This window comes from Chitinophagales bacterium (assembly GCA_020635995.1).
In the GTDB taxonomy this organism is placed as follows: domain Bacteria; phylum Bacteroidota; class Bacteroidia; order Chitinophagales; family UBA8649; genus JAFMKE01.
Window position 1 is genome coordinate 56707 of the sequence record JACJYS010000003.1, and the last position, 18696, is coordinate 75402.

General features: G+C 31.9%; 16 protein-coding genes. 5 read left to right on the forward strand and 11 right to left on the reverse strand.

Annotated features, from left to right (window positions below):
- Window positions 1–58: 58 nt before the first annotated feature.
- Together H6578_06055 and H6578_06060 are read left to right on the forward strand one after the other, a co-directional pair.
- Entirely contained in the window at window positions 59–1903 is a 1845-nt protein-coding gene (locus tag H6578_06055) for an OmpA family protein (protein ID MCB9226711.1), read from the forward strand.
- A 69-nt stretch (window positions 1904–1972) separates the two neighbouring features.
- The gene (locus tag H6578_06060; protein MCB9226712.1) at window positions 1973–2770 is read left to right on the forward strand and encodes a hypothetical protein; all 798 of its coding nucleotides are present in this window, start codon (window positions 1973–1975) and stop codon (window positions 2768–2770) included.
- 1 nt (window position 2771) lies between these two features.
- Here the strand turns inward: H6578_06060 and H6578_06065 are convergent, their stop codons facing one another.
- From H6578_06065 to H6578_06090, 6 genes are all read right to left on the reverse strand, one after another.
- Window positions 2772–3125, reverse strand: a complete 354-nt coding sequence (locus H6578_06065) for a hypothetical protein (GenBank protein MCB9226713.1) — start codon at window positions 3123–3125, stop codon at window positions 2772–2774.
- Between the two features lie 426 nt (window positions 3126–3551).
- A complete protein-coding gene (locus H6578_06070; GenBank protein MCB9226714.1) occupies window positions 3552–4289 on the reverse strand; it encodes an NYN domain-containing protein in 738 nt (245 codons plus the stop codon).
- 221 nt (window positions 4290–4510) lie between these two features.
- Window positions 4511–5482 carry a DUF3365 domain-containing protein gene (locus H6578_06075; GenBank protein MCB9226715.1) on the reverse strand — a complete coding sequence of 324 codons (972 nt, stop codon included), beginning with the start codon at window positions 5480–5482 and terminating at the stop codon, window positions 4511–4513.
- A 79-nt stretch (window positions 5483–5561) separates the two neighbouring features.
- The gene (locus tag H6578_06080; GenBank protein MCB9226716.1) at window positions 5562–6581 is read right to left on the reverse strand and encodes an SPASM domain-containing protein; all 1020 of its coding nucleotides are present in this window, start codon (window positions 6579–6581) and stop codon (window positions 5562–5564) included.
- A gap of 88 nt (window positions 6582–6669) precedes the next feature.
- Window positions 6670–8865 (reverse strand): glutamine synthetase III, encoded by a 2196-nt coding sequence (locus H6578_06085; GenBank protein MCB9226717.1) that lies wholly within the window; start codon window positions 8863–8865, stop codon window positions 6670–6672.
- Window positions 8866–8986: 121 nt separating this feature from the next.
- Window positions 8987–10252, reverse strand: a complete 1266-nt coding sequence (locus H6578_06090) for a glycosyltransferase family 39 protein (GenBank protein ID MCB9226718.1) — start codon at window positions 10250–10252, stop codon at window positions 8987–8989.
- A 55-nt stretch (window positions 10253–10307) separates the two neighbouring features.
- On the opposite strand from H6578_06090, the gene H6578_06095 reads away from it, so the two are divergent.
- A complete protein-coding gene (locus H6578_06095) occupies window positions 10308–10874 on the forward strand; it encodes a DUF899 family protein (GenBank protein ID MCB9226719.1) in 567 nt (188 codons plus the stop codon).
- A gap of 52 nt (window positions 10875–10926) precedes the next feature.
- A complete protein-coding gene (locus tag H6578_06100; GenBank protein MCB9226720.1) occupies window positions 10927–12783 on the forward strand; it encodes a T9SS type A sorting domain-containing protein in 1857 nt (618 codons plus the stop codon).
- Here H6578_06100 and H6578_06105 read toward each other — a convergent pair.
- The 5 genes from H6578_06105 to H6578_06125 form a co-directional block, all read right to left on the reverse strand.
- Window positions 12780–13997, reverse strand: a complete 1218-nt coding sequence (locus H6578_06105) for an imidazolonepropionase (protein ID MCB9226721.1) — start codon at window positions 13995–13997, stop codon at window positions 12780–12782. The two genes, H6578_06100 and H6578_06105, sit on opposite strands and share 4 nt — an antisense overlap.
- Window positions 13998–14018: 21 nt before the next feature.
- Entirely contained in the window at window positions 14019–14882 is an 864-nt protein-coding gene (locus tag H6578_06110) for a rhomboid family intramembrane serine protease (GenBank protein MCB9226722.1), read from the reverse strand.
- Between the two features lie 72 nt (window positions 14883–14954).
- Window positions 14955–16190 (reverse strand): DUF1343 domain-containing protein, encoded by a 1236-nt coding sequence (locus H6578_06115; GenBank protein ID MCB9226723.1) that lies wholly within the window; start codon window positions 16188–16190, stop codon window positions 14955–14957.
- A 114-nt stretch (window positions 16191–16304) separates the two neighbouring features.
- Complete coding sequence (locus H6578_06120; GenBank protein ID MCB9226724.1) at window positions 16305–17228, reverse strand: alpha/beta hydrolase; 924 nt, start codon at window positions 17226–17228, stop codon at window positions 16305–16307.
- 8 nt (window positions 17229–17236) lie between these two features.
- Window positions 17237–18022 carry an SDR family oxidoreductase gene (locus H6578_06125; protein MCB9226725.1) on the reverse strand — a complete coding sequence of 262 codons (786 nt, stop codon included), beginning with the start codon at window positions 18020–18022 and terminating at the stop codon, window positions 17237–17239.
- 49 nt (window positions 18023–18071) lie between these two features.
- Between H6578_06125 and H6578_06130 the strand changes: the two genes are divergently transcribed.
- Window positions 18072–18686 (forward strand): inorganic pyrophosphatase, encoded by a 615-nt coding sequence (locus H6578_06130; protein MCB9226726.1) that lies wholly within the window; start codon window positions 18072–18074, stop codon window positions 18684–18686.
- The last annotated feature ends 10 nt before the right edge of the window (window positions 18687–18696 follow it).

Below are 18696 nucleotides of genomic sequence, written 5' to 3' on the forward strand. Positions count from 1 at the left end.
AAAAATTTAATTTTTACTTAACTTTACGCACAATAATTCAAACAATATTATATATTTTATGAGAATATCAAAGATTACATTTGTACTATTAACATTTTTATTTTTCACTTCGGTTTCGTCTTATGCACAAACTCAAGAAGAAATAGAACGATTATTAAACGGAGGTTCTTCTACAGAAGAAACTACTACCACTACTAAGGAGAAAAAAGAAAAAGCTCCTAAAGAAAAGAAAGAAAAAGAACCTAAGGTTAAAGAAGAAAAAACCAAAGAACCTAAGCAAAAAGAGGAAAAGGTTAAGGAAGAAAAAGTTAAAGAGCCTAAAGAGAAAAAAGAAAAAGAAGTAAAGGCAAAAGAAGAAAAAGCACCTAAACAAAAAACAACTTCTACAAAAAGTAGTAGTGCTTCTTCATCAAAATCTTCTTCTTCTTCAAGAACAAGACCTTCAGCTACTGCTGATAAGCCATTAAGAACATGGTCTATTGGTGTTTTTGGTGGATTAACTAATCCCGTTACAGATATTAGATACAAAGATTGGTTTGGTACTATAGACCCAAGAAATGAAAACCAATGGAATGCAGGATTAAGAGTTACTAAAATGTTTGATGCCGCTTTTGGTCTTCAATGGCAAGGTTCTTACAATGTTGTTCAAGGTGTTTTTGACAACAATGTACAATACAAAGAAGATAGAGAATATATGGTAAACAGAGGATTTACCGAAGGCGTTTACTTTAAAAGTAATGTTATTTCTACTTCATTACAAGTGTATTGGAACATTAGCAATACCGTTTTTGGTCCAAACAGATATTACAATGCAAAATTGAAAGGTAGAGAAATGAAACCAAGAAGATTTTCATTATACGCTTATTCAGGTATTGGAGCTACATGGTTTGACCCACATGTAATGATGTCGGCAGATAAAAGACCTATTGATTTGGCTGGTGTTGACATTGTTAACAAAAACCAAACTAAAACCATAATGGAAATGTATATGCCATTTGCTTTAGGTGCCAAATTTAAACTGGCTAAAGCTGTAGATTTAAGTGTAGAATATGTTATGAACTATGTATTTACCGATAAATTAGACGGGTATATTTATGACCACCCGGGAAGAATTAAAAACGATATGTACTCTAATATAAATGTAGGGCTTGACTTTAAATTAGGTACAAAGAAAAAATCTAAAGAGCATGTAGAGTGGGTTAATCCAATGGATAAAGTTTATACCGATTTAGATAAAATAGATGCCATAGACAAAAAAGTAAAACGCTTAACTACAGATGCTGATGAAGACGGAGTATCTGACTATTTTGACAAAGACACTGAAACAGAAGAAGGTGTAACTGTAGATGGTAGCGGCAGAGCCATAGATAGCGATGGAGACGGAGTGCCAGACAGAGCCGATTTAGAACCATTTAGCGATAAAGGTGCTACAGTAGATGAATTTGGTGTAGCGGTAGATAGCGATGGAGACGGAGTTCCTGACAGTAGAGATTTAGAAATAGACTCTCCAGACGGTGCTTTTGTTAATTTCCAAGGTGTAGCTATAGACGGAAAAGTAAAACCTGCCACTGCAAGAGGCGAATTTTTCCCTTCTATATTCTTTGACACAGATAAAGCTAACATTAAACGCGAGTATGAAGACGAACTATTTATGGTAGCTAAAAATATAATAGCTATGGAAGGTGTTCAATTCCTACTTACAGGGCACTGCGATGAAAGAGGAAGTGATGAGTACAACATAGAATTAGGACAAAGAAGAGCCGATGCGGTAAAACAATATTTAGTTGAAAACTATAGTATAGATGCCTCAAGAATACAAACACTTTCTAAAGGAAAATCAGAAATTGAATCGCCAAGATTTAATGTAAATAGAAGAGTAGATGTAATGATTATTGAAAAATAAGAACATAATAAACTTAAAGAAAGCTCCGTTAAATAGCGGAGCTTTTTTTTATCTATCTTTTAACAAACAATGAAGTTATTTTATATTCTAATTTTATTTTTCTTTTCGTTTTGTAGCATACAAGCTCAAAATAAAGCTAAGCTTATAGCTCCACTCCATTCTCATAATGACTATTTAAAAGACAAACCGCTGTGGGATGCCTTAGGAAATGGAGCTCACAGTATTGAAATAGATGTTTTTGCTTATGGCAATGAACTTAAAATTGCACACATAAAATTTGCTTTAAAATATAGAGATAACCTTACCGATTTTTATTTAAAACCATTGCTAAACTTAGTTATGCAAGACGGATATTTTTATGATAACATACCATTAATTTTAATGATAGACTTTAAAAACAATAGAGACACTTCGCTAAATTTATTGTTACAAAAAATAGAACCTTACAAAGACTACTTTACCTTTTACCATAATGATTCTGTTTACAACAGACCACTGCAATTATTAATATCCGGTGGCGGTTTTTCTTATGATGCCGTTAAAAATATGGACAGTATTTACGTATTTTTAGATGGTAGTGTACATAATTGCGAAAGTGATTTTCCCGATAAACTTGTACCCAGAGGAAGTGCTAATTACAACTCTAATTTTAAGTGGAAAGGCAAAGGAGAAATGCCCGAAGATGAGCTAAATAAACTAAGAGAAATGATAAGCAAAGCCAAATCTTGTGGCAAAGAACTTCGTTTTTATGCTATGCCACACAATGAGAATATTTGGACAAAATTTTTAGATGAAGGCGTCTATTGGATGAACATAGACAACAATTATCATTTTAAAAGGTTTTACGAAAAATATTTAAACAAATAAGCTATCGGTTTACTAATAAATCATTAGCACCTACCCTTTTATCATTTTGGTAATGCAAAACATATTTTAAAGAAGCATTATCATAAATAAGCCACACACCATTTTTCTTCCCTTCTGCAAAAGAAGCCTCAGCAGTAATTCTTCCTTCATCATCAAAAGACTGCCACACACCTTCTCTTTTGCCATTAACCAAAATTCCTTTTTCTATTAATTTATCATTTTGATACACAAAAACTTGTTCTGTTTTTTTATCAATTTTTGTCTTTTTATACTCTTTTTCAATATTAATACTGTTTTGAGAAAACACCAAAACACCACATAATAAAACCGAAATCAATCCAATTATCTTTTTCATTTTACCTTATTTTAATATAAAGTTAACATTTTAATAACATTAAAACAATTTTTTGATGTTTTTATTATTTCTGCTACTCGTGCCACCACTTGGAGTGGTGGCACGAGTACCTCTATGTTTAGTACTCTTTGCACTACAACCAGCAAAAGCTTGCCTGATTGCCTCAGGCAAGCTTCACTCCTTTCGCAAAGACGAACAGACACGAGCACGTCTTTGCGAGTGAGGTACGAACGAAGCAAACTAAAGTACAACCTAATAGCTTATTAACAAGAGTTGCTATTAATCTGTCAGGTTTGTTATGATACTTAACGAAATCCCCAATAGAACATTTTTTTGATCAACTATCCTAAAACAACCGGTTCCGTTCAACCTGCGTTCTCATTGTTCGTCCTTCGGACGCAACGAAAACTTAGTTGTTGCCAATAGTTATTTTTTCTTTAGTAGAGGATGGTTCAGACCTCCAATTTCATTATTAATTACTTCGTAATTATCTATGAATTCAAATAGTTTAGTTAAGTTTTTAAATCCATAACTACGAGGGTCAAAACTCGGGTCAATTTTTCTGATATTTAAACCGACTTTTGAAATATGCACATTTTCATCTTCATTAGTAGATATTTCAAAAGCTTTATCGATTGTTTCCAAGTCTCTTTTTGATAATTTAGTTTTTTGACCAACCTCTTTCGATGAAACTTTATTTTTTACAGTTTCTTTATTAGTAGTACTATCTAATTTTAAGTTTTCAGTGAAAGTGAAAATTTCACAAGACTTTACAAAGGCTTCTGGTGTCTTTTTTTCTCCAATTCCCATAACAAACAACCCTTCTTCTCTTATTCTTTTTGCAAGTCCTGTGTAATCGCTATCACTTGAAACTATGCAAAATCCGTCAATTTGTTTAGCGTGTAAAATATCCATAGCGTCAATAATTAGTGATCCGTCAGTTGAATTTTTACCTGTTGTGTACGAAAATTTTTGAATCGGACTTATGGATTGTTGATTTATTACTGATTTCCATCCATTCATTTGTTGTGATGTCCAATCTCCATAAATTCTTCTTATTGTTGCTTTGCCATATTTAGAAACTTCTTCAATAATTTCTTTAATTAAACTCGGTTGCGCATTATCGCCATCAATTAATACAGCAATATTGAATTTATTTTCCATATTATTTTCTTCATAATTATTGCCAACTATTAGCTAAAAAGCATTAAAACGACTTTTTAGCGTTTGTTTCTACCTTTTATCGGTAGATAAGCAACTAAGTTAGCGAATTTTATTAGAATGTCAATTATTTTTATCATATATTATTAACAAGATGTAAACCTGCAAAAAAACAATTATAAAACACAAAATAGTTTAGGCTATTTTGCATTAACAAATTCGCATTACTTTCCCATCTCTACCACCCAAATGCCTCTCAGTTCATCAGAAGCGTAGCCTGTTGCTTTATCGTTTGGGTAATGTTGGTTTATAGCTGCCAGTGTTTTTTCATTTATATCTGTTCCTATATTTCCGTGGCATTGCAAACACATGGCATTAGTGGTAATAGGATAATATCCTACCATTTTGCCATTCTCTTCAAAAACTTTAGGCGTAGCTTTTCCATTTTGAGCTATTGCTGCTTTAGCCAAGGTAATATATGCCTGCTCTTGCTCATTAGCCACATTATTAGGATTTCTGTTTTTATCTGAAACTCTTTTTATTTTAGCTCCTAATTCATTTGCCATACTGTCGGTAAGTACTATGGCTTTTTCGTTGCAAAAATCTAATGCTTTATCGGTTCCTTTTGTCTGTATAGCATTCAATAAGTTTTTACCTAACTCGGCTTTTGTAGCTAAAGCTATATTCATACCTTTTTTTAAATAATCTTCTGTGCCTTCTTCTGCATTTTGCATCATAGTAGCCATTTCTTTTTTGTGATGCTCTTCAAACCAACCCGGTTTTTCTAATTCGGCTCTATAAATATATAAAGCCACTGCTTCATACTGCTCTTTATTCATACCTAAATTGGGCATTAATCCAAACTTTTCAATAGCATTAGGCATTTTAGAATGTTCAATTTTAGGCGACAGCAAAAAATCAGTCATATTTTTAATAAATTCTGTTTCTTGCATTCCTTTTGTATAATAATGTTGTTTTACGGCAAAAAGAGGTGGTGCTATTCTATTATCCATACCCGCTTTAGGGAGATGGCAAGTAATACAATTTTGATCAACTATTTTTAGGCCTTCGTAATACGTCTCAGATTTTTCAGACACATTTACTGCAACTTCATTATTGTTAGCTTGAGTACAACTTTTTAAAACAAAAGCTAACATCATTACTAAAATGGGGGAAATGACAATGATTTTTTTCATTTAGAGTTTATTTTAACATCAAACTTAAAATTTATTTTGAATTTATTTTGTGAGATAGCTCACAAAGCAATTACTGACGTTAATCTTCCCAAACTTTTAAACCCTCTGTACAATTAGTGCATATATCTATACTCTTTCGGTTTTTGATTAACTGAGTTTTAAAATTCTGATATTTTTTGTTTTGCCAAATAGTTTTAAATGTTTCTTGGTTTAAATTGCCCATTTCATACTTTGCATCTTTATCAAAACAGCAGGGCACTACTTTTCCGTCCCAAGTTATAACATTGCTGTGCCATAGTTTCCAACATTTATTTTCCATTTTATTTTTTATAGAATATGTGCCATCGGTATTTTTTTTATACCGAGAGTATTTATCCATAGTTGGAATTAAATTACTGCCGTTTTTATAATCATATATTTGAGCCGTTTTTAACTTCACTTCATCTACGCCTATCTCCTGCCCTATTTTTTTAACTTCTGCTATTTGATGCTCATTAGGTTTTACTACTAACATTTGAAAAATAATATGCGGTGTTGTAGATTTCAGCTCTTTTTTGGCAGCTATTAAATTTTTTGTTCCCTCTATCACTTTATCTAATTTGCCATTTACTCTATAATTTTCGTAAATATTTTGAGTGCTTCCATCTATAGAAATTATTATCCTATCCAATCCGCTTTCTATAGTTTCTTTTGCTTTTCGGGGTGTTAAAAAATGAGCATTTGTTGATGTAACGGTATAAATACCTTTTTCTGTAGCCTGTTTTACCAGACTCAAAAACTTAGGATGCATATAGGGCTCGCCCTGAAAATAAAAATATAGATAAATGAGCTGTTTATGCGTTTCATTTAAAAATTTAGTATAAAATTCTAAATCTATATTTCCTGTAGGGCGGGTAAAAGATTTTAAGCCACTGGGACATTCCGGGCAGCCTAAATTGCAAGTGGTAGTGGGTTCTACAGAAATGGTAAAAGGCAAACCCCACTGTATAGGTTTTTTAAGTATTTGCGATAACTGAAATGAAGTATAAACTTTAATGGCATTCCAAATTTTAAATAAACTTAGTTTGCTAATAAAATTTTTAATATCATTGCCCTTCATGTAAAAGCAAAGCTAAGCTAAAATTTATAAAACTGCTATAAACAAAAGTTCCGAACCTTTAATAAGGTTCGGAACTTGTATTAAATTCCTATTTTAAAAACAACATTTCTCTGTATTTAGGCACCGGCCAAAGTTTATCATCTACTATAAGTTCAAGTTTATCTATGTGGTATCTTATAGTTTCAAAATAAGGCTTTACTTTATCGCAATAATATTTTGCTCTTTTTGAAGCATCTTCTATTTTGTTGGCTACTTTTCTTTCTGCCAGCATAGCCGCACAGCCTTGCTCTACTTCATTAATATGCCCCGACATTCTCTCTAATAAATCCATCTGAGATTTATAGGCTTCTTTTTTTAAGCCCAGCTCTTTTAAACCTTTTACGTTTTTAATTAATCTATTTTGATACTCAATAGCCGAAGGTAAAATTTCATTACTTGCCATTTCATACAATACTCTTGATTCTATTTGTATATCTAAAGTATATTTTTCATAATAAATTTCATTTCTGGCTTCTAATTCTAACTCCGTAAATATATTATTTTTTACAAAAATATCTTTAGCTGCTTTTGTACCGAAAAAGTCAATAGCGTAAGCTGTTTGTTTTACATTGCTTAAACCTCTTTTTTCAGCTTCTTTAGCCCATTCTTCGCTATAATTATCTCCTTCAAAAAGTATATTTTTAGAAGCATCAATATATCTACGCAATATGCGTAAAATAGCTCCTTCTTTTTTCTCGCCACTTTTACGCAATTCATTATAATCTTGCATAAAATCAACCAGTTGATTAGCTACTATGGTGTTTAAAACTGTCATAGGCAACGCACAGTTTGCTGTACTTCCCACGGCTCGCACTTCAAATTTATTTCCTGTAAAAGCAAAAGGAGAAGTACGGTTTCTATCTGTATTATCTAAAAATACATCTGGTATTTGCTTGTGTATATCTAATTTTAAATCGGCATTTTTTTCTTCGTCATACTTGCCATGTTTTACTCTTTTGGCTATTTCATCTAAAACACCTGTTAAATGCGAACCTATAAATACCGAAATAATAGCAGGAGGTGCTTCATTGGCTCCTAATCGGTGGTCGTTGCTTGCCGATGCTATGGCTGCACGCAATAAATCGCTATTGTCATTTACGGCTTTTATAACATTAACAAAGAAGGTTAAAAATCGTAAGTTGTTTTTTGGCGTTTTGCCCGGAGATAACAAGTTTTTGCCTGTATCAGTACTCATACTCCAGTTATTGTGCTTGCCCGAGCCATTTATACCTTTAAACGGTTTTTCGTGAAACAACACTCTTAATCTATGGCGTTTTCCTACTCTTTTAAGTACGTCCATTATTAATTGGTTATGGTCGTTGGCAATATTTACTTCTTCAAACATTGGTGCCAACTCAAACTGCCCCGGAGCTACTTCATTATGTCTTGTTCTTACAGGAATACCTAATTTGTGGGCTTCTTTTTCAAAATCTAACATAAAATCATAAACACGCTCAGGAATAGAGCCAAAATAATGGTCATCTAACTGCTGTCCTTTAGCCGAAGAATGCCCTATTAATGTTCTTCCTCCAAGTACTAAATCCGGGCGAGCAGAGTATAAACTTTCATCTATAACAAAATATTCTTGCTCCCACCCTAATGTAGAAATTACGTGCTTAGCATGTCTATCAAACAAGCCTATAACTGGCAAAGCCGCTTTTTCAAGAAAATCTGAAGCTTTAAGTAAAGGTGCTTTGTGGTCTAAGGACTCTCCTGTATAAGAAATAAAAATAGTAGGAATACAAAGTGTTAATCCATCGCCTATTTCCATTATAAAAGCAGGAGATGTAGGGTCCCAAGCCGTGTAACCTCTGGCTTCAAAAGTTTGGCGTAGTCCTCCATTAGGAAAAGAAGAAGCATCCGGTTCTTGCTGTACCAATTCATTGCCTGTAAACATTTCCATGCCTTTTCCTGTGCTTGTAGGCACAAAAAATGTATCGTGTTTTTCTGCCGTACCGCCTGTTAAAGGCTGAAACCAATGTGTATATGATTTTACACCTTTTTCTATTGCCCACGATTTCATAGCGGCAGCCACTTGGTCGGCAGTGTTTCTATCTATTTTTGTTTTGTTATTAATGGAATCTTTAATACTGATATACGCTTCTTCAGATATGTATTTTTTCATGGTTTCGTCTGTAAAAACGTTTTCTGCGTAATATTCAGAAATTCTTTTGCTTGGTAGCTTTACTTGTACTTTTTCTCTACCTATAGTATTATCTACTCCTTTTCTTCTTAAATTTTCCATTTATGATTTTTAAATTTTTCACAAATTTATACCAAAAATGAACTTAAACTACTTTTTAAGCAGAAATTTTGTAAAAATTTATCAACATTTGGGTTTAAATATTGTTTTTAAGCCAAAATTTTTAATTTTTCCTATAAATAAAATCAGAAAGTATGTAAATAGATGTTGGAACAAGTAAAAACAATGCAACACTTCTATATCTTAAAATAGCTCCCAAATTTGGAACTATTAAGCCTGTGAGTATTAAATATGAAAACCCAAATGCATAAAAAAGATAAACAAATGCTTTTTGCTTTGTATTTAGCTTTTTTATATAAAATATAGATGCCACTAAAAATATGCTTAACACAGCACTTTCTATACTTGAAATAGCAAGCAATAGTGTTTTAGCTTCAAAAAACCACGGACGTACAGTTGTATTTAGTAGTGCCTGCGGAATTTTAGTCATATATCCTAAGTAACTCAAATGGTAATCTCCTAAATCTATGGCAGTATTGCCCGCCTTTAACGATAAATACAGTTCTTTTCTTTGGTTTATTAAATCTACTAAATTAGGCGTGTGAAATAAAACAGGTATGATATAAGTAGATAATAGTGCCATTGTGTAAATACCTATATAACTGTAAAGTGGCTTTTTTGCATTAGTCCATTTATAAATTATAAAAGCTATAAAAGGCGGAATTAAAATAAGAGCAATAAAATACCTTAATACAAATAATAGTGCTAAAGACAATATGAATAGAATAATAAATTTGATTTTGCTTTCAATAATAATTTTAAAAAAGGAATAAAGCGTTGTGCTAATAAATAGCACACTTAAAGTTTCTTTGTGCATACCCGATGTCCAATATAACAAACTGGGTGTAAGAAAAATAGACAAAACAAGTATGTTGTTTTTAGCTGTCATTAAAAACTGCTCAAAAGTTTTATAAATAAAAAATGACGCTAAAAACGAAAATAAAGCGAAGAAAACGGCATTTATATAAATAGACTTGCCAAAAGTAAAAAGGTTAATAAACGCATTTGCTCTAACTATAAAATAAGCGGAATTATCGCTCCAAAAACCCATTTCATCTACGGCTTGAGCTATATTAGGTGTTATAGTAGTATTATTTGTACCAAATGTTAACTGCAAGTATGTTAGAATTTCTCCCTGTTTTAGTTTATCAAAAACAATTAATCCGTCATTATAATAATTAAATATATCTCCACCACTAACAAGGCTGGTATTACTATAAATATAAAATAGAGCTACTATAGCCTTAAATCCAAAAAAAATAAGTAATGCTCGCTTAGATAAAAATATAGCGCTGAAACAACTGCACTTATAAATTGAAAAAGCAAACAATAAAGTGTAAACTATAATCAGAAATATTATTATACTCATTTATATTGCGAAAATAGGTAAATTTACAAGCATCACCCTCAAAAAAATATAAATTATGAATGAGAGAATGAAAGAACTTCAAAAAGAAATTTTTGAGAAACAAAAAGAACTTAATAAACTTAAACTTGAACAAGCACCTGAAAATATAAAAAATTATGATTTTCAAGATAAAAATGGGAACAACAAAAGTTTAAAAGAATTATTTGGTGGCAAAGATGAACTTTTAGTTATTCATAATATGGGGAAATCTTGCGTGTATTGCACTATGTGGGCAGATGTACTTAGTGGTATGTATCACATAATAAAAGACAGGGTAAACATAGTTTTAACCAGTCCGGACGATGTAGCAACGATGAAAACTTTTGCTGAAAACAGAAAATGGAATATGCCGTATTATTCTTACCATGGAACAGATTTTTCTAAAGATTTAGGGTTTGCTTACGATAAAGAAAACAGAAGATGGTTTATGCCCGGTGTATCGGCATTAATAATAAAAGATGATAAAATTTTAAGAACAGCCTACGACTTTTTTGGTCCTGGCGATATGTACTGCCCACCTTGGCAACTTTTTGAACTACTACCAAAAGGAGCTAACGGCTGGCAACCAAAGTATGAGTATTAAAAAAAAAGACATTTTGCTTAATTTGGATTTATTTTGTATATTGTACTGTCATATGTCAAATCATACTAAAATATTATTCTTTTTCCAGTTTGTTATCAATAATATATTATTAGCTAGCACAATAGAAGTTATAAACTTAAATGATTCTGGATTAGGGTCTTTAAGATATTCTATTAATATAGCTATCAATGGAGATTCTATCGTTTTTAATCCAAATTTAATTACTAATGGAAGCGATACCTTGGTTTTAAATTCTTCAATTTATTTTTCAAAAAGTATAACAATAAAAGGTCTATTTAACTCTAAAGACACCTTGTTCATTAGTGGAAATAATTCCAATAGTATTTTTAAAATAGATTTTCCAGATTATAGCAATCATTTGACTTTTGAAAACCTCTACTTAATTAATGCATACAGCGAACGCGAAGGAGGTGCTATAAGTATAAAAAAGTGTAAGAAAGTAAATATTGCAAACTGTTTTTTCCAAAACAATACTGCTTTAAGTGGCGGTGGGGGAATTAGTGTAATGAATACCTCATTAATTAGCAGTAATCCCATTTGTTCCCTAACTATTAATCAATCTAAATTTATTAGCAATATTGGCAATGGTCGTGGAGGAGGAGCCATTCAGACTTTCACAAACAGTTTATACATAGATATTAATGAATCCAAATTTATCTACAATTCAACTAATAGCGGTGGTGGTGCAATAAATATTTTTAGTTACAACAATTATATTAACATTACTGGTTCAAATTTTCTAAATAATATTGCAGAAAGTGGTGGTGGTGCAGTATTGGCGTCAAGTAAACCAGGCAGCAATGTTACGTATAACATATCAGAAGTTTTTATTAAAAATTCAACTTTTGCGTATAACTACACAGACGGAGCAGGGGGAGGTATTTATATAACGGCTAGCTCATACTCCGTAGGATACAATAATTTAGTTATATCTAACTTGAAATTTATTAATTCTACTATAGCAAAAAACCATTCACGCTACAAAGGTGGAGGAATGTATTTATCTACAAATTCTTTTGGAGAGACTCAATCAAATCATCAAATAATCAATTCTACAATTGTAAATAATAGCTCTACCGAAGGCACAGGTGGAATATTCGCTTTTAATTCCAATGAATCTCAATCAATATTAGAAATAACTTCAAGTATAGTAGCATTAAATAAAAACTTAGACATTAATAAAGTTGATAATTCTATTAATACTTCAATTATTTCTAAAGGATATAATATTTTTAGCGATAGTATAATTCTTGGAACTATAAATATAGGTAAAGGGAAAGATTACCTTGGGGTAGATTCAAATAATTTAAAATTAAGTCAATTAGGTTGTTATGGTGGAAATACTTTAACAATTATACCATTAAACAATAGTATTGCTATTAACAAAGGTAACCCATACGATATTAGTATTCCTCAAAACTTACAAGCGATAAACGACATTAGAGATGTTGGTTCTACAGAATCTATTTGCTATCAATACAACAATATTCAAACTAATACGAAAATTTGCTTTGGAGATAGTATTTTTTTAAACAATGATTTCCAAAAAACAAGTGGTATATACATAGATACTTTTAAAACTAAATTTGGATGTGACAGTATTATTAAAACTAACCTATTGGTATTAGAAAGTAATAATGATACTTGCTCAACAAATATAGATAAAATAAAAATTTATCCAAATCCTGCAAATAATTATCTATCTGTAGAATCACCCTTACCTATTTATGTAAGCTTATATTCTTTAGGAGGTAAAGAGATAATAAGTTTTTACTCCGCTAACAAAACTACAACTATACCAACATCCGAATTATCAAGTGGGTTGTATATATTAAAAGTTAATAATTCTCGTAACCTAATTTCTGAAAAAGTTATTATAAGACACTAATAAAAAATTTCCTCTATACAGTTTTCGCCAAAGCTATATGGCAAGTATATATATGAAGAAATTGGCTTAGTAACAATAAAATTGGCTCTTTTACCTTTTGTTATACTTCCCACTTCTTTTTGTACGCCCATGGCAAAAGCAGCATTTATAGTGGCTGCATTTATGGCTTCTTCGGGTAGCATTTTCATTTTTATGCAAGCTAAACTTACCAAAAAGTTCATGTTTCCACTTGGTGTACTACCGGGGTTGTAATCACTTGCGACAGCTACGGGCAGGTTGGCTTGTATCATTTTTTTAACCGGAGCATAAGGAATACCTAAATAAAATGAACAACTGGGCAAAGCCACAGGAATAGTATTACTATTTTGTAGGCAAGCTATTTCCTCTACACCTATTTGCTCTAAATGGTCAACAGAAATGGCATTATTTTTAATACCTACTTGCACGCCTCCACTCACAGCCAACTGGTTAGCGTGTATTTTAGCTCGCAATCCGTACTTAGCACCTGCTTGCAATATTTTATCTGTTTCTTCTACTGTAAAAAAACCTTTTTCGCAAAAAACATCTATAAAATCTGCTAAACCTTCTTCACTTGCCTGCGGTATTATTTCATTTATTATTAAATCAATATACTGCTCTCTATTGTTTTTATACTCGGTAGGAATAGCGTGTGCCGCTAATAAATTAGATTTAATGGGAATATTGAAATTGTTTTTTAACTTTTTAATTACCCTAAGCATTTTTAATTCACTTTCTACGCTTAAACCGTAACCACTTTTTATTTCTATAGCTCCTGTTCCCAATTTTATCAAGTTTTTTAATCTTTCAGCAGCACTTTCATAAAGCTCATCTTCGGTAGCCTTTCTTAATTTTCTTGCAGAATTTAATATTCCTCCACCTGCTGCCGCAATTTCTTCATAACTTTTGCCTTGTATTTTCATTACAAACTCCTCCTCTCTGCTGGCTGCAAAAACTATATGTGTGTGGCAATCTACCCACGTAGGCAAAACCACTCTGCCTGTTAGGTCTTTAATTTCATCAGCATGGGAAGGGCAATTTTGCATGGTTCCATAATCTGCTATCAATCCGTTTTCAGTTAACAACCACGCATTTTCTATTACAGGAAGATTTTTCATATCTAATCCCATTATAGGTTTTTCCGTTTCTTCTCTAACTTGTACTAACTGCTTTATGTTTTTGTATAAAATTTTCATTTAGTCTGCTGTTGGTTGCCTCTAATCCTTCGTTTTATTCAATTCGTTAGATAATTCATCTAATCTTTTTCTTTCTGAATAAGACAAACTGCCTAAACCGTCTTTACCTACTTTATCTAAAAGTGCATCTAACTCTTTTTCTTTTTCAAATTCCTTATTGTAATACAAATCATCTACGCTTCTTTTAGTTTGTTTTACATCTTCATTATACATTTTAAAACTACTGGAAGATTTACGTTTATTAGGATTAATAAAAAATATGATAGCTGGTATAGCAAGTAGTAAAAGTGTTAACCACCAATTAGCCATGGCTGCATTAAAATCAAATAAAATAGCTAAAACAACACCGGCTACTGCTCCGCCTAAATGTGCTTCGTGCCCTATGTTGTCATTTTGTTTATTCATACCATATACGGTATAAAGCAAATATAAAATTCCAAAAATCCAACTTGGAATAGGGAAAAACGGCAAAAATATAAATATAATATCGCCAAAAGGATAAAATAAAATACTGGCAAAAACTACTCCACTTACTGCTCCACTTGCCCCAACGGCACTATAAGCATTATTGTCTTTATTATAAAAATAGGCTAAAGCATTGCCCACTAATAAACTAACAAAATAAAGGACAGTAAATTCTATTGGACCTATAAAATATTTCATTACTAAGCCAAAAGAGTATAAAGCTATCATGTTAAACAAAAGGTGAGTTATATCGCCATGCAAAAAAGCACTACTTATAAAACGATAGTATTCCTTATTTTGCTTAATACTCCCTACATGAAATTTTAATTTTTGGAATAAACTCATGTTATTAAACGCCATAAATGACAACACTACATTGATACCAATTAAGGTATATACTATTAAATCTACTGGGTTCATATATTTTTTACTTGGTTGTTCACTTTTAATTTTGAGATTACTGCCTTCGTAAGAATGACAATAATCAATGAGTTAATTCTGTTCTTCAAAATCTGGGTAAAGCAAATACTGTTTTCTCATTTCTTTAAATTCGTTTAAATCTTCTTGCCATGTTGCTTTTATTTCTTCTTCTGTTAATCCGTTAATTATTGCTTTTCTTAAAGCAGTACCTCCGGCAAGTTTATCAAAAAATCCATTTTTTAAAAAGAAATTTTCTTTATCGGGATACAAATTATACATACTTATTAAGTAAGTCAAATTTATACCTTTTTGTTCCTCAAAATTATCAATAGGTTTACTTATATTATATCCATAACACGTTTTATTTTCAAATTTTGGATATTTTGCTCCCTCCATACTTTTAGGTGTAAAAGCATAGTGCACTATATTTTTATCTATTTCCGGAGCTCCAAATACTTGAAAAGGGAAAGGCGTGCCTCTGCCCTCACTGATTACCGTTCCTTCAAAAAAACAAGTAGATGGATACAAAAAAATGGCTCTATCATTGGGTAAATTTGGCGAAGGTTTTACGGGTAAACTATAAGGCATATCATGTGTATATCCATAACATTTTAAAACAGTTAATTGACACTTTATTCCATTTTCTAACCAGCGTTCTCCATTTATCATTAAGGCATATTCTCCTATAGTCATACCATGCAAAACCGGCACCGGGTGCATACCTACAAAAGAGCTATAATCCATATACAATACATTTCCGTCTATTCTATTTCCGTTAGGGTTTGGTCTATCCAAAACCAAAAGCTCCACATTATTTTCGGCACAAGCTTCCATTACATAATGCAAAGTAGAAATATAAGTGTAAAACCTAACACCCACATCCTGAATGTCAAAAATTACAATATCTATACCTTCTAAATCTGTTTTTGTAGGTTTTTTATGGCTACCGTACAAAGAAATAACAGGCAAGCCACTTTTGCTATCAATACCGTCAATAATTTTTTCTCCTGCATCGGCAGTACCTCTAAAACCGTGCTCCGGAGCAAATATTTTCTTAACAGCAACGCCTTTATCTACCAAAACATCTAACAAGTGCTGGTTTTTAACCATAGATGTAGGGTTTACTACCAAAGCCACATTTTTGTTATTAAGAATACTTAAATCTTGCATAAGCATTTCTGCCCCTGTTTGTAGTATTGGTGCTTCTACAACTTTATTTACACTTACTTTATTTTGAGCCGGCTCTTGTGCTTGACAAGAAAACAAACTAAAAAGGAGCGTTGCTATTAATATGGCATTTAATTTCATTAACCAATAATAATTTGATGTAAAGATACAATATCAAATAATAAGCCGAAATGGGAAATTGTCTATAATTGTTTTGTATTTGTGCCACCACTTGAAGTCATGTTACGAATACAGTTACTCTTCAAAAAAATTGATAACATCCGTTACGCTTTTTTCGGGTATTTCTTCCATAGGTATGTGTCCGCAGTTTTCGTAAATTATTAATTTATTATTAGGAATATTTGCTACAAAAATATCTGATAGAGATAAAGGTATCCAAGCATCTTCTCTGCCCCACTGTATTAATGTTGGGCATTTAATTTTATGTAAATCGCTTTCTTTACCCGCTTCCATTTGTTGTACTTTATAAAAAAATGCCTGCCTGTTTCCCGGTCTTCTACCTAAATCGGTATATCGTTTTACTATTTGTGGTGTTATCAAATCATCATTATAAAACACTTCTTTTAAACTCCTCTTTACAAAAGAATTTGTATTGATATACTCTGCATTGTTTAACAAAAAATTGTACTTAGCCAGCTTAAAAACTAATGGTTTTTCTCTGTTTTTATCAAAAAAGCCACTAGGATCTACCAATACTAATTTTTTAACTCTATCGGCATATTTTGCATTAGCGGCATACGCCCATGCCGTATGCCCTCCTAATGAATTTCCTACCAAATAAAAACTATCTATGTTTAATTCTTCTACAAAAGCATCTAATAAATCTAAATAGGCTTGTATTGAGTATTCATTATTAAGTGCCGGTGAAGTAAGCCCTCCGCCCTGCATATCTATACTGTATGTGGTGTAGTTTTTACTTAGATACTGCTCCCACTGCTCCCATGTGTGCAAGCTAGATGAAGTGCCGTGTATTAATAGTATAGAAAACCCGTTTCCTTTCTTTTTATAGTGCACATCTAAGCCGTTTAATTTTATAAAATGAGAATACTCATCTGTGTATTCTTTTTTTAACTCTTCTAAAGGTATTGGTGGCTGGTATAAATACCATAATCCACCAAAAATCAATACTATTAGACCTATAAAAATATATTTTTTCATCATTAGATTTATTTATTATCTATTTTTGTTTTCTTTATCATTATTTTTTCATACAACTTCGGAAAAAATCTATTAAGCCAATACGCTTGCTTAGCTGTTTTCCCTATTAAAGCAAGTTCTTTTTTATCTATTATAGCTTTCAAAATCTCTTTAGCAACACTTTCTGAATTTAAAGCTACATTGGTATTATTAGTAAAGTATTGCTGTTGGTTCTCTTGTAGTTGCGTTGCCACAAAACTGGGGCATACCGTAAGCACTTTCACGTTTTTATCTCTCATTTCTGCACGTAAACTATTCATATATCCCCACACGGCATGCTTGCTGGCGGCATAAGCTGTTCTGTATAAAAGTGGACTATAACCCGCCACACTACTCAACGATACTAAAGTTCCTTTTTGCTTAATAATATGTGGCAAAGCATAATGACTTAAATACATCAGCCCCAGCACATTTACCTGCATTAGCTTTTCTACATCATTAGGTTTGGTTTCTTTTTCAGGAGCTATATGTGTTATTCCTGCATTGTTAATTAGTATGTCTATTTTGCCATATTTAGCTACTACAGCTTCAATAAATTGCTTGCACATTTGTTCATTTGTAATATTTACACACTCCAATAAACAATCATTTTTATTTTCATTTAAAACAAATTGAAGTTCATCTAACTCTTGTTTTCTTACATCAAAACCTGCCACCAGCATTCCATGTTTTGCTACTTCTAATACTAAAGCTTTGCCTATACCTCTGGCTACACCCGATATTACTATTACTTTACCATTTAAACTCATTTGCATAACACCAATTTATGAAAAAAAATTAAACTTATAATACCTTTGCAGTATAATGAAAAACTATTCAAAATACACGGCACACCCTTGGCATGGTATTAAACCACAAGATAAAAATAATACTTTTAACGCTTTTATAGAAATAGTGCCTACCGATACGGTAAAATACGAGATAGATAAAGAGAGTGGCTTTTTGAGATTAGACCGACCTCAAAAATTTTCAAATATTATACCTGCTCTTTATGGTTTTATACCTCAAACCTATTGTGCTGAAGAAGTGGCAAAATACTGTATGAAAAAAACAGGCAAAACCAATATTGTAGGCGATGGCGACCCTTTAGATATTTGTGTATTGACCGATAAAATAATACGCAACAGCAATGTAATAGTGCCGGCTATAGCTATTGGTGGTTTTAGAATGATAGACCATGGCGAAGCCGATGATAAAATTATAGCCGTTTTATATAATGATGATGTTTACCAATGGAAAGATTTACGCCAAGCACCACAAGGTTTAATTGATAGACTGATGCATTATTTTATAACGTACAAAAAACATCCGGAAGATGATGCAAATAACAGCCCTGTAGAAATAACGCATACTTATGGAGCTGAAGAAGCACAAGAAATTATAAAAGCAAGCATTAAAGATTATAAAAATCATTATTAGTGCTATAACT

What these genes read in the sequence shown, in the direction of transcription:
- H6578_06080 (MCB9226716.1), bottom strand. Translation starts at nt 6,581, where the DNA reads ATGAAGGGCAATGATATTAAAAATTTTATTAGCAAACTAAGTTTATTT.
- H6578_06120 (MCB9226724.1), bottom strand. Translation starts at nt 17,228, where the DNA reads ATGAAAAAATATATTTTTATAGGTCTAATAGTATTGATTTTTGGTGGA.
- H6578_06100 (MCB9226720.1), top strand. Translation starts at nt 10,927, where the DNA reads ATGTCAAATCATACTAAAATATTATTCTTTTTCCAGTTTGTTATCAAT.
- H6578_06125 (MCB9226725.1), bottom strand. Translation starts at nt 18,022, where the DNA reads ATGCAAATGAGTTTAAATGGTAAAGTAATAGTAATATCGGGTGTAGCC.
- H6578_06095 (MCB9226719.1), top strand. Translation starts at nt 10,308, where the DNA reads ATGAATGAGAGAATGAAAGAACTTCAAAAAGAAATTTTTGAGAAACAA.
- H6578_06075 (MCB9226715.1), bottom strand. Translation starts at nt 5,482, where the DNA reads ATGAAAAAAATCATTGTCATTTCCCCCATTTTAGTAATGATGTTAGCT.
- H6578_06115 (MCB9226723.1), bottom strand. Translation starts at nt 16,190, where the DNA reads ATGAAATTAAATGCCATATTAATAGCAACGCTCCTTTTTAGTTTGTTT.
- H6578_06070 (MCB9226714.1), bottom strand. Translation starts at nt 4,289, where the DNA reads ATGGAAAATAAATTCAATATTGCTGTATTAATTGATGGCGATAATGCG.
- H6578_06110 (MCB9226722.1), bottom strand. Translation starts at nt 14,882, where the DNA reads ATGAACCCAGTAGATTTAATAGTATATACCTTAATTGGTATCAATGTA.
- H6578_06130 (MCB9226726.1), top strand. Translation starts at nt 18,072, where the DNA reads ATGAAAAACTATTCAAAATACACGGCACACCCTTGGCATGGTATTAAA.
- H6578_06060 (MCB9226712.1), top strand. Translation starts at nt 1,973, where the DNA reads ATGAAGTTATTTTATATTCTAATTTTATTTTTCTTTTCGTTTTGTAGC.
- H6578_06065 (MCB9226713.1), bottom strand. Translation starts at nt 3,125, where the DNA reads ATGAAAAAGATAATTGGATTGATTTCGGTTTTATTATGTGGTGTTTTG.
- H6578_06085 (MCB9226717.1), bottom strand. Translation starts at nt 8,865, where the DNA reads ATGGAAAATTTAAGAAGAAAAGGAGTAGATAATACTATAGGTAGAGAA.
- H6578_06090 (MCB9226718.1), bottom strand. Translation starts at nt 10,252, where the DNA reads ATGAGTATAATAATATTTCTGATTATAGTTTACACTTTATTGTTTGCT.
- H6578_06105 (MCB9226721.1), bottom strand. Translation starts at nt 13,997, where the DNA reads ATGAAAATTTTATACAAAAACATAAAGCAGTTAGTACAAGTTAGAGAA.
- H6578_06055 (MCB9226711.1), top strand. Translation starts at nt 59, where the DNA reads ATGAGAATATCAAAGATTACATTTGTACTATTAACATTTTTATTTTTC.